Genomic DNA, 10712 nt, shown 5'->3' with positions numbered 1-10712 from the left:
GGACCCCGCCACCGGTCGCCCGTCGCGGGTCGCGGGTCGCGGGTCGCGGGTCGCGGGTCGCGGCACACTGGCGGCATGGACACAGGCGGCGGGATGCCGATCGTCGGTTTCCTGCCCCCGGCGACCCGCGGATCCGCGCCACCATCGACGCGACCGAGCGGAGGCTCACCGACGACGCAAGGCTGGTCCACCGGTACCGCACCGGGGAGTAAGTGGACGGCCTCGCCGGCGAGGAGGGCGCCTTCCTGCTCCGCACCTTCTGGCCCGGCCCAGGCGCCGGCCCTGGCGGGCCAGGCCGAACGGGCCGGCGAGGTCTCCGCCCGGGCGGCGGCGTACGTCGACGACGTGGGCCTCCTGGCGGGGAGATCGGCCCGGAGACGGGTGAACTGCTCGGCAACTTCCCCCAGGCGTTCGGCCACATCGGTCTCGTCAACGCCGCGTGGGCGATCAGCGCGGCCCGGCAGACCATTGCGGTGTGACGATCCGTCACCATCTTTTCGCCCGCACGGAGCCGGCGGGGGCAGGGCGGGACAGGACGTACGAAGCGGGCCCGGGGCCTTTCATCGGGGGCCACTCCGGGGCCCCGGGCCGCTGCCTTCATCAGACACCCGCCGCCGGGTTCCTGCGAGCCGGACTGACCCACCCGGGCTCAACCGGGCAGGAGGCGGGTGGTGCGACAGAGCGTCCGGAGCCCTTCGCGCCCCGTGAGCCCGTGGGCAGCGCCGTGCCACGGGTCCCACGACCACACGATCGGCGCCGGCCGGGAAGGGGGCCCGGCCGGCGCCGGATCGGAGCGGGGCCGTTCTCCTGCACGGGACTCCCTGGGGGCCGGACCGCTTCGCGGTCCCCATGGAGTCCTGTGGCAGGTCTCCCGCGCCTGATTCAACCGTGAACCGGAAGTCGTCATTCCCCGTCCGGTCCGGAGACCGGGTGACGCCGCTCCCAGTCGGCGGCGAGCAGGCCGAACAGCAGGTCGTCGGTCCACTCACCCTTGATCCAGGTGTGAGCCTGGCGACGACCCTCCGGCCGGAACCCCACACGCCGCAGCAGCCGCGCCGAGGCGGTGTTGCGGGCGTCGCACTCGGCGCAGACGCGGTGCAGACCGCCGTCGGTGAACAGCCGGTCCAGCAGCGCGGTGACGGCCTCGGTGGCGTAGCCGTGGCCCTGGTGCGCCCGGGCGAGGGTGAAGCCCAGGTCGGCCTGTATCCGGTTGTCGTGCAGGCAGACGCCGATGTCGCCGATCAACTCGCCGGTGGCGGTGAGCTCCACCGCGTACTGGAACCAGCCCGGCTCCCGCGGATCCCCCGCGGCGAACCCCGCGATCAGGTGAGCGGCCGCCTCCACGGACACGGGCTCGCTCCAGCTCTGATACCGCGCGACGGCCGGATCGGAACGGTAGGCCGCCAGGGCCGCCGCGTCACCCGGGCGGAACCGGCGCACACGCAGCCGCGAGGTCTCCAGGAACATGCCCGCGATGGTCTCACGGCGGGGCCATGCCTCCATGCGCCCCGCCCGGCGTGGTCCGGCCGTTGCGTTGGTGCTCACCGATCGCAGGCACGATGCTGGTCAGTGGACGTCCTGGCCGAGCCCGGTTCCCGCGCCCCAGCGGGGGGAAAGAACCTAGCGAGGGCGAGATGACAGCCATGGAGCCACTTCCCACCGCCGCCGGTGGACAGCCGGAGTCCCGGGGCACCGACGGCGGCACCGCCTACACCGCCACCGCCACGCTCGACGACCACGGGATCGTCACCGGCTGGAGCGCCCAGGCCCACCATCTGCTCGGCCACACGCCCGCCGAGATCATCGGCCATCCCGCCACGCTGCTGCTCGCCGGACCACCGCCGCACACGCCGCCCACCGCGCCGCGCTGGGCCGGGACCCTCGCGCTCCGGCACCGCGACGGACACACCCTGCGTCTGCGCCTGCTGGCCCACCACCGGGAGTCCGCCGGCACGGGCGGCGGCGCAAGCCCCGGCCACAACGGCGGCGGCCACGGCAGGAGCGGCTGGCTCGTCGTCGCGGCGGTTCCCGGGTCCTTTGGCGACCCGCCGGCGCACGACGCCGTCCGTGGCTGGGCGTTCGGCCAGTCCCCCTGCCCCCAGGCGGTATTCGACACCAACCTGCGCCTGACGCGGGCCAACGCCGCCTTCGAGGACACGCTGGGGCTGCGCGAGGCCGAGATGCGCGGCCTGCGGCTGCCCGACCTCGCCCCCGGTGACACCGCCCGGCAGGCGGAGACCCACATGCGCAGTGTCCTGACCAGCGGCCACCCGCAGCACACCCCGGCCCCCTTCACCGCGGACGGCTCCCTCGCCACCGGACACGACGGCAGCGGCCGGGGCACCGGGCCGGGGGACACCGACCGGTCGCGGGAAGGGGCGGACGCGGCGGAGGGCGCCGACGGGGAACACGCCCTTCGGGCGACGCTGACCCCGCTCGCCGACCCGGCGGGGACCATACGCGGGGTGGTGTTCACCACCCACCCGGCCGCCGAGGACCCCGAGGTCAGGCGCCGTTCGCACCTCCTGCACAGCGCGGCCACCCGCATCGGCACGACCCTGGACACCACCCGCACCGCGCAGGAGCTCACCGACCTCGTGGTGCCCGAGCTCGCCGACTACGCCGCCGTCGACCTGATCGAGCCCTCCACCGGCCGGCACACCGCCGGACCGGACGGCCCGGTGACCGTGACCCGCACCGCCGCCAGGTCCGTCCTGCCCGGCACCCCCGAGGCCCTCATCGCCCTCGGCGACACCGCGACCTATCCCCCGGGCTCCCCGCCCGCCCAGACCCTGGCCACCGGGAAGGCCGCGCTGTACGACATCACCGAGGCCACCCTCGCCCGCTGGGCCGTCCAGGACCCGCGGGCCGCGTGGATCCGCGAAGCGGGCACCCACTCGGTCATCGCGGTCCCCCTCACGGCCGGCGGCAGCACCCTCGGTCTGGCCGTCTTCAGCCGGCACCGCAATCCCATCCCCTTCACCGCCGACGACCTCGCCCTGACCGAGAAGCTCGCCGACCGGGCCGCCGCCGCGATCCACAATGCCCGCCGCTACGCCCGCGAGCGCACGACGACGATGACGCTGCAGCGAAGCCTGCTGCCGCACACCCTGCCCGAACAGGCCGCCCTGGACGTCGCCACCCGCTACCTCCCCGCGACCACGCACGCAGGCGTGGGCGGCGACTGGTTCGACGTGATCCCCCTGTCCGGCACTCGCGTCGCGCTCGTGGTCGGGGACGTCGTCGGGCACGGCATCCGCGCGTCGGCCACGATGGGGCGGCTGCGCACCGCGGTGCGGACCCTCGCCGACGTGGACCTGCCGCCGGACGAACTCCTCACCCACCTCGACGACCTGGTGATCCACCTCTGTTCCGACGACGCCGGGGAGAGCCAGGACGCGGAGACCGCCGGTGGGATCGGCACCACGTGCCTGTACGCCGTGTACGACCCGACCACGCGCCAGTGCAGCCTCGCCCGCGCCGGGCACCCCCCGCCCGCCGTGGTGACCCCCGACCACGCCGTCCACTTCCTGGACGTCCCGGCGGGCCCCCCGCTGGGCCTGGGCGGGCTCCCGTTCGAGACGATGACCACGAACCTCCCCGAGGGAACGGTCCTCGCCCTCTACACCAACGGGCTGCTGGACCCGCACCACCACGACATCGACCAGTCCCTGGACAAGATGTTCACGGCCCTCGCGCACCCGGCCCGGTCGCTGGACACGGTCTGCGACCGGGTGCTGACCACGCTCATCACGCACCGTCCGACGGACGACATCGCCCTCCTGGTCGCCCGCACCCGCACGCTGGCGCCGGACCACATCGCCACCTGGGAGCTCCCCAGCGACCCCGCCACCGTCGCGCGGGCCCGCCACCACACCACGAGCCAGCTCGCCACGTGGGGCCTGGAGGAGACCTCGTTCACCACCGAGCTGCTCGTCAGCGAGCTGGTCACCAACGCCATCCGCTACGGCAAGCCGCCGATCCAGCTGCGTCTGATCCACAACAACACGGCGCTCATCACCGAGGTCACCGACACCAGCAACACCACCCCGCACCTGCGTCGTGCCCGTACGTACGACGAGGGCGGTCGCGGTCTGCTCCTCGTGGCGCAGCTCGCCCAGCAGTGGGGCACCCGTCACCATCCCCGCGGCAAGACGATCTGGACCGAACAGGCCCTGACGCCCGCCTGACGGCGGCTTGACGACCGCCTGTGGGCACGTACCCCCACCCCGTATCGCCGGTGGCCGTCCGCACACCTTGGAAGATACCCCCATGGGGTATAGGTTGGAGCGGCGCGGGCATCCGGCACGCGTCCCTCGGACACGCAACCACGGAGCAGTCTTGAACACCGGAACGAAGATCACCGCCTTCGCCGTCGCCCTGGCGGCCTCGTTCGGCACCGCCTACGGCGTGGGCGCGGCCTTCGACCCGGTCCGTGCCCCGGCGGACGGCGCGAACGCGCCGGGAACGCGGCACGCACACGACACCGCCGACGGCGAGGGCGAGGCACGTCCCGCGGGCGGCCTGGCGATCAGCGAGGCGGGCTACACCCTCGACCTCCTCACGCCACGCGTCGGATCCGGCCGCCCCGCCGAGGTGCGCTTCCTCATACGGGACGCCGACGGCGGGCCGCTCACGTCGTACCGGCGCGCCCACGACAAGGAGCTGCACCTGATCCTCGCCTCACGCGACCTGACCCGATACCGCCATGTCCATCCGGTCAGGTCCGCCGACGGCACGTGGCGTACCTCCGTCAGCCTCCCCCGCGCCGGAGACTACCGGGTCTTCGCCGACTTCACCCCCGCCGCGAAGGGCAGCCGGAACCTCACACTCGGCGCGGACCTCTCCGTGTCCGGCGACTACCGGCCCGCCGTGCCCCCGCCGGTCTCCCGGACGGCGATCGTGGACGGCTACACCGTGACGCTCGACGCCCTGCAGCCCGGCGCCGCACGGGAGTTGCGGCTGACGGTGACGAAGGACGGCCGCGAGGTCACGGACCTGCAGCCCTACCTCGGCGCCTACGGCCACCTGGTCGCCCTGCGCGCCGGCGACCTGGCCTATCTGCACGTGCACCCGGGCGGGGCCCCGGGCGACGGCGAGACCGCGCCCGGGCCGGACGTCTCCTTCACCGCCACGGCCCCGAGCGCGGGCACGTACCGGCTCTTTTTCGACTTCAAGCACGAGGGGAAGGTCCGCACCGCCGCGTTCACGATCACGGCCGGTCCGGCCGGCGGGCACGCAGAAGCGGACGCGGTGAGGGACGGCGGCGGCACCGGCGGCCACGGCCACTGACAGCGGGCGGGGCCGGCGGGCGGGGCCGGCGGCCCCTCAGGCGGAGCGGCGCCGCAGGCGGCGGGCACCCAGGACGGTTCCCGCGCCGGCGATCAGAGCACCCCCGGCGACGCCGGCGAGCGCGGTGACGTCGGGCCGGTGCCCGCCGGACCCGGTGTCCGCCAGCGCCGGGCGGCCGGACTCGGCGGCGGTGGCGGCCTGGAGGATCAGGTCGGCGACGACGTCGGGCCGCGCGATCAGGGACACGTGGCAGGTGTCGATCTCCACGGTGTGGGAGTGGGCGCGCTTCGCCTGGAAGCGCTCCTGGTCGGGGTTGATGGTCATGTCCTGGCGGCCGACGAGGGCCCAGGACGGAATGGTCTTCCATGCCGCGACCCTGGCCTTCTCCGAGAACGCGGTGGTGGCCGCGGGCCGCTGGGTGACCCCCAGCAGGTTCGCCTCGCTCTCCGGCAGGCAGGCGGCGAACACCGGGTGCACCTTGTCGCGCTTGAGGTAGAGGTCGGTACCGCTGACGCCGCCGCCCGCCCGGTACGGCACGGACTTGGTGGCGGTGCCGAGGGCGCTGGGGAACCGCTCGGCCAGCGACATCCCGCTCTCACCGACGTCCGGCATCAGCGCCGAGACGTACACCAGCGACTTCACCTGAGGGTTCCCGGCCGCCGCACTGCTGATCACCGCGCCGCCGTAGGAGTGGCCGGCCAGGACGATGGGGCCCTTGATGCTCGCCAGTTCGGAGGCGATGTAGGTGGCGTCGCTGTACAGCCCGCGCAGCGGGTTGGCGGGGGCGATGACGGGGTAGCCGCGGCGCTCGAGCCGCTCGATCACCCCGTTCCAGCTGGAGGCGTCCGCGAACGCCCCGTGGATGAGGACCACCGTCGGTTTCGTCCCGGTCGTGTCCCCGTCCGCGGCCGCGGGAGCCGCGGCGGACGCGCACAGGGCCAGGGCGCAACCGGCCGCGGCGACGTGGGCGCGGCGTATGTGACGCCGGGAGCGGGAATCCGTTGTTGCCGCCATGCCGTATCTCGCTTTCCTCGGTGCTCAGGGCGGGGGCCCTACGGCACCTGAGTGTTCACGGCTCCGCGGCGACAGGCCCGGCCGTCTGTGCCGTCCGGGTCACGGGCATGGACCGTCGGGGGGAAAACGCCGCCATGGGGGTGTGGGACCCGCGGCGGGCGCCGTGCGGCCGGGCGGCGGGGCGGGCGTCAGGAACGCTTCGTCCGCGCAATGACCGGCAGGAGCGGAGCGGCGCACGCGACCACGCCGCCGACCAGCCGGCCCCCTCCGGGCAGGCCGGCGATGCCGCTGCCCGCGCACGGGACCAGGCCCGCCCCCACGGTGACGGCGCTGCGGCCTACGGCGCTGCCGTCTCGGCGGCGGCGGCCGGCGGTGCTGTCGGGCATGCGGATGTCCCTCCTGTAGTGGGACGTGTGCGCCGATGGCCCGTGCGCCCGGCGGCGAGCGCGGCCAGGCCGGCGGAAAACCTCCGGGACTGCGATGCGGCGGTCCGGCCCCGCGGCGCGGGAGTTCCGCGGGGGCGGCCGAACCCAGGTGCGGCGACGCCGGCCGGCGTCAGTCGTGGTCCAGGGAGCGGTGCGGATGCGCCGGGTAGACGCCCATGATGCGCACCTCGGAGGAGAAGAAGCGTAGTTCCTCCAGGGCCAGTGCCACGCTGCTCTCCTCCGGGTGACCCTCGATCTCGATGTAGAAGCGGCTGGCCTTCAGCCCCGCGCCCACCTGGTAGCTCTCGATCTTGGTGAGGTTCACCGCGTTGCTGGAGAAGCCGCCGAGGGCCTTGTAGAGCGCGCTCGGGATGTTCCGCACGGAGAAGAACAGGCTGGTCATCATCGGCGTGCCCGAGTCCGGCGGGAGCTGGGCGTCGCGGGCGAGGACGACGAAGCGGGTGGTGTTGTCGGAGGTGTCCTCCACCGCGCCGCGCAGCACCTGCAACCCGTACAGGTCCGCCGCTCCCGGCGGGGCGAGCGCCGCGTGCCGCGGATCGCCGAGCTCCGCGACCTCCCGGGCGGCGCCCGCGGTGTCATCGCTCACCAGGGTCTGCCAGCCGCCCTCGCGGATGATCTGCCGGCACTGCCCCAGGGCGTGCACATGGCTTCGGACGCACGCGACGTCCTCCAGCGTTGCTCCGGGCACGCCCATCAGGTCGAAGCGGATCGGCAGGAAGTACTCCGCGATGATCGAGAGGCCCGCCTCCGGCAGCAGATGGTGGACGTCGGCGACACGGCCGGCGGCGGAGTTGTCCACGGGGATCACCGCCAGGTCCGCGGTCTCCAGCGCGACCGCCTCCAGCGCCTGCTCGAAGGTCGTACAGGGCAGTTCACGGCTGTCGGGGTACAGCCTGCGGGCCGCGGCGGCCGAGTTCGATCCGGGTTCTCCCTGGTAGGCGATGGTCACCATGTGCGCGTCGGTATCTCCGGATCGGTGGGCTGTGCGTGCGGCGGGGCCGTCCTCGCATGGTACTGCGCGTCGTGCGAGCAGCCCCTTCCCGTCCGAGGGCCGGACGGCCGCGGCCGGAACGGAACGCCTGCTCACCCGCGGTGCGGGCGGGTGACCCCGGGCGGGCCCCCACCACCTGGGGGATGCCGCGCCGGCCGCGGCGGCCGGCGCGGCGATCACCCGGCAGCGGCGCCGTACGATCGCCGAAGGTGCCGGTCGGGCCGTCCTGGCCGACCGTGCGCCGGTAAGGTCCACGCATGCGCGAAGTTGCGACCGGCGTCTGGCACTGGCGGGCGCCACACCCGGACTGGACGCCCGAGGACCGGTGGCCGCGGGAGGTGTCGTCGTCCGCCGTCGACGACGGCACCCGGCTGCTTCTCCTCGACCCGCTGTCCGTGCCGCCCGCGCTCCTCGCGCTCGCCGCCGACCGCGAGCCGGTGGTGGTGCTCACCGCGCCCTGGCACGAGCGGGACACGCGGAGCCTGGTCGAACGGCTCGGCGCACGGGTGTTCACGCCCCCGCCCGACACCGCCGACGACCTCGTGCGGAAGTTCGGCGTCACCCGCGAACAGGCCGGTGCCGGCAGCCCCGACCTCACCTGGCTGCGCACCGGGGACGACGGCGAGGGCTGCCTGTACGCGGCGGGCGACCGGCTCCCCGTGGGGGTGGAGGCGCTCGCCGGAAGGGAGCACAACGACCTGGTGCTCTGGGACAGCCGTGTGCGGGCGGTCGTCCCGGGCGACACCCTGGTCGACTTCGGCCGCGGCCTGCAGATCAACGACTGGCTGCGGGACGGCGTGACGCGCGAGCAGGTGGTCGAACGGCTGCGGCCGCTGCTCGCGCTCCCGGTCGAGATCGTGCTCCCCGCGCACGGCGCGCCGGCCGACCGGGCGGCGCTGGAGCGTGCGTTGTCGCTTTGAACCCACCGCGGACGGAGCAATAGCCGCATGGTGACTGGGCGTCCGCCTGCTTCGGGCCGGAATTCCCCTGCTGCTCCTGACTCCGTGATCACGGCACGCGGCGCCCCCACCCCGTCCGGCGCAATCGCCACGGCCTCCGGCCTGCGCGGCGATCACGAACGGGGCAGCCTGGGAAGCGGAGCCCGCCCGGTCGCCCTCGCACGCCGACCGGGTGGGCCGCTGCCTCGGAGCGGGATGACCTGGCGGGCCGCGGCGGTTGTATGGGGGGAAGTGCACGTCACGCGAGGGAGCGGCGGACATGACCGCACAGGACGTCGAACGCACCGGCTTCATCGAGCAGTGGGAGCGCTGGCACCGCGGCAAGGAAGAGGTGCTCGCCGGTCCGCACGGCTTCCTGGCGATCACCAGCCTGCGATGGCTCGGCCCGCGACCGGAACGCTTCGACGACGCCCCCGGCGCCTGGTCGGTCGCCGACGACCACGTGGTGGTCGAGCTGGACGACGGCGAGGAGTTGACCGTCGACGGGACGAGGGTGGGCGGCCGGTACGACTTCGGCGTCATCGCCGAGCGCGACAGCGTGTACGCCGGGTTCGGCGACGCGGTCGTCGAGGTCGCCAAGCGCGGCGGGCACGACATCCTGCGGCCGCGCCACCCGGACAGTCCGCTGCGCACCGGCTTCACCGGCACGCCCGCCTACACGCCCGATCCCCACTGGGTCCGCGAGGGCCGGTTCGTGCCGTACGACGCCCCGCGTCCGGTGACCGTGGGCGCGGCGGTCGAGGGCCTGGAGCACGTCTACGACTCCCCCGGCCAGGTGGAGTTCGACGTGGACGGCGCGACGTACCGGCTCACCGTCTTCAACGGCTCCCGGCCGGGCGCCGTGATGGCCCTGTTCACGGACACGACGTCCGGAGTGACCACGTACGCCGCGAACCGCTCCCTGCAGATCGACCCGCCGGACTCCGCGGGCGGGGTGAGCCTGGACTTCAACCGCGCGGCCAACCTGCCCTGCGCGTACACCGACCTCGCCACCTGCCCCCTCCCGCCCGCCGGCAACCGGCTGCCGTTCGCCGTCGAGGCGGGCGAGAGGATCCCCCTGGAACGGGGCGGACAGGCCTGACCCCGGCCGCTCAGCCGCGCAGGACCTCCCGGCCCAGCCGGCGCCGGGCCGGGTCCAGCGCGGCGTCGACCTCCTTGTTCCGCGCGGCGTCCGGCACGATGGCGGCCGGATGGTGCTCCCGGCGCTCCACGGCGGCGCGGCGCCCACTCACCGGGACACCGGGGCACGGACCCCGCGGTTCCAGCACGATGGCGTCGTCGCGGTGCAACCGCGCGTGCCCGGCGGTCACCACGGCGGCACCGGGCAGCTAGGCCGCGCCGACCGGACCCGCGCGGACGACCGCCGGACCACCGGGCACGGCCTGCCGCCGGACTTGCCCGGCGGCCGCATGACGTCGTCGGAGCTCGCCGGAATCCACGCCCCGTACCCTGGCTAGTCGCCGCGCGGCGGGGTGATGTCGTACGAGATGCGCCCGGCGGGCAGGTAGAACAGCGCGATGAGGGCGCCGCCGCGGACCTCGGGGTAGTGGTGGCTGCCGGGGGCGGGGGCGGTCCAGCCCGGACCCTGCCAGCCGCTGGGGCCGGCCAGTTGCGCGCCGCCGTCGACGGGGGCCACGAGGTTGATCTCGCCGTAGGGGTGGGCGTGGTACTGGCCCCGGTAGCGGGCCGCGCTGTTCATGTAGACCGCGGTGATGCTGAAGTACTGCGTCTCCGCCGAGGGCGGCGCGATGAGGCTGCGCCGGTAGTTCGGTCCGTCGACCTCGACGTTCGCCGCCCAGCCCGCCTCGACGCCGAGCCTGATCAGGCGCGCGAGGTGGCCGTACAGCTCGCTGTGCGGACCGTGGGTGTCGTTCAGCCACGCTTCCAGCTCCTTGCCCGCGGTGCGGTTCCTGACCTCGTCCAGGAACGGGATGCTGCGCTCGATGAGCTCTCGCCGGTGGTCCATCGTCCGTCCTCCTCGGCACGCGGGTGGCCGTCGCACCTCTCGGA

At 74.4% G+C, this 10712-nt stretch carries 10 protein-coding genes; 4 read left to right on the top strand and 6 right to left on the bottom strand.

All coding sequences use genetic code 11. The features are described from left to right. Positions 1-903: 903 nt before the first annotated feature. Positions 904-1545 (bottom strand): GNAT family N-acetyltransferase, encoded by a 642-nt coding sequence (locus AC3EUJ_RS13545; protein ID WP_431961397.1) that lies wholly within the window; start codon positions 1543-1545, stop codon positions 904-906. Positions 1546-1643: 98 nt separating this feature from the next. On the opposite strand from AC3EUJ_RS13545, the gene AC3EUJ_RS13540 reads away from it, so the two are divergent. Together AC3EUJ_RS13540 and AC3EUJ_RS13535 are read left to right on the top strand one after the other, a co-directional pair. Then, a complete protein-coding gene (locus tag AC3EUJ_RS13540) occupies positions 1644-4190 on the top strand; it encodes a SpoIIE family protein phosphatase (RefSeq protein ID WP_431961395.1) in 2547 nt (848 codons plus the stop codon). A 151-nt stretch (positions 4191-4341) separates the two neighbouring features. Beyond that, complete coding sequence (locus tag AC3EUJ_RS13535) at positions 4342-5292, top strand: hypothetical protein (protein WP_431961394.1); 951 nt, start codon at positions 4342-4344, stop codon at positions 5290-5292. A 36-nt stretch (positions 5293-5328) separates the two neighbouring features. On the opposite strand, the gene AC3EUJ_RS13530 is transcribed toward AC3EUJ_RS13535, so the two are convergent. The 3 genes from AC3EUJ_RS13530 to AC3EUJ_RS13520 all read right to left on the bottom strand — a co-directional run bounded on the left by AC3EUJ_RS13530 (position 5329) and on the right by AC3EUJ_RS13520 (position 7704). Continuing rightward, complete coding sequence (locus AC3EUJ_RS13530; RefSeq protein ID WP_431961393.1) at positions 5329-6306, bottom strand: alpha/beta fold hydrolase; 978 nt, start codon at positions 6304-6306, stop codon at positions 5329-5331. A 188-nt stretch (positions 6307-6494) separates the two neighbouring features. Beyond that, on the bottom strand, positions 6495-6692 hold the full coding sequence (locus AC3EUJ_RS13525) for a hypothetical protein (protein ID WP_431961392.1): 198 nt from the start codon (positions 6690-6692) through the stop codon (positions 6495-6497). Between the two features lie 169 nt (positions 6693-6861). Continuing rightward, complete coding sequence (locus AC3EUJ_RS13520; protein ID WP_431961391.1) at positions 6862-7704, bottom strand: prephenate dehydratase; 843 nt, start codon at positions 7702-7704, stop codon at positions 6862-6864. Between the two features lie 296 nt (positions 7705-8000). On the opposite strand from AC3EUJ_RS13520, the gene AC3EUJ_RS13515 reads away from it, so the two are divergent. Both AC3EUJ_RS13515 and AC3EUJ_RS13510 read left to right on the top strand, forming a co-directional pair. Next, complete coding sequence (locus AC3EUJ_RS13515) at positions 8001-8663, top strand: MBL fold metallo-hydrolase (protein WP_431961390.1); 663 nt, start codon at positions 8001-8003, stop codon at positions 8661-8663. A 298-nt stretch (positions 8664-8961) separates the two neighbouring features. Next, positions 8962-9783, top strand: coding sequence for a DUF1684 domain-containing protein (locus AC3EUJ_RS13510; protein WP_431961388.1), 822 nt, complete (start codon positions 8962-8964; stop codon positions 9781-9783). 10 nt (positions 9784-9793) lie between these two features. On the opposite strand, the gene AC3EUJ_RS13505 is transcribed toward AC3EUJ_RS13510, so the two are convergent. Together AC3EUJ_RS13505 and AC3EUJ_RS13500 are read right to left on the bottom strand one after the other, a co-directional pair. Beyond that, a complete protein-coding gene (locus tag AC3EUJ_RS13505; protein ID WP_431961387.1) occupies positions 9794-10012 on the bottom strand; it encodes a hypothetical protein in 219 nt (72 codons plus the stop codon). A 143-nt stretch (positions 10013-10155) separates the two neighbouring features. Further along, positions 10156-10668, bottom strand: coding sequence for a 4-hydroxylaminobenzoate lyase (locus AC3EUJ_RS13500; RefSeq protein ID WP_431961386.1), 513 nt, complete (start codon positions 10666-10668; stop codon positions 10156-10158). Positions 10669-10712: the final 44 nt, after the last annotated feature.

Source organism: Actinacidiphila sp. bgisy160 (assembly GCF_057707815.1).
The sequence above is the reverse complement of the archived record's forward strand: the minus strand, read 5'-3'. Positions and strand labels throughout refer to the sequence as shown.

Coding starts and splice junctions, on each gene's coding strand:
- AC3EUJ_RS13520 (WP_431961391.1), bottom strand. CDS start 7,704: ATGGTGACCATCGCCTACCAGGGAGAACCCGGATCGAACTCGGCCGCC.
- AC3EUJ_RS13525 (WP_431961392.1), bottom strand. CDS start 6,692: ATGCCCGACAGCACCGCCGGCCGCCGCCGCCGAGACGGCAGCGCCGTA.
- AC3EUJ_RS13540 (WP_431961395.1), top strand. CDS start 1,644: ATGGAGCCACTTCCCACCGCCGCCGGTGGACAGCCGGAGTCCCGGGGC.
- AC3EUJ_RS13510 (WP_431961388.1), top strand. CDS start 8,962: ATGACCGCACAGGACGTCGAACGCACCGGCTTCATCGAGCAGTGGGAG.
- AC3EUJ_RS13515 (WP_431961390.1), top strand. CDS start 8,001: ATGCGCGAAGTTGCGACCGGCGTCTGGCACTGGCGGGCGCCACACCCG.
- AC3EUJ_RS13500 (WP_431961386.1), bottom strand. CDS start 10,668: ATGGACCACCGGCGAGAGCTCATCGAGCGCAGCATCCCGTTCCTGGAC.
- AC3EUJ_RS13530 (WP_431961393.1), bottom strand. CDS start 6,306: ATGGCGGCAACAACGGATTCCCGCTCCCGGCGTCACATACGCCGCGCC.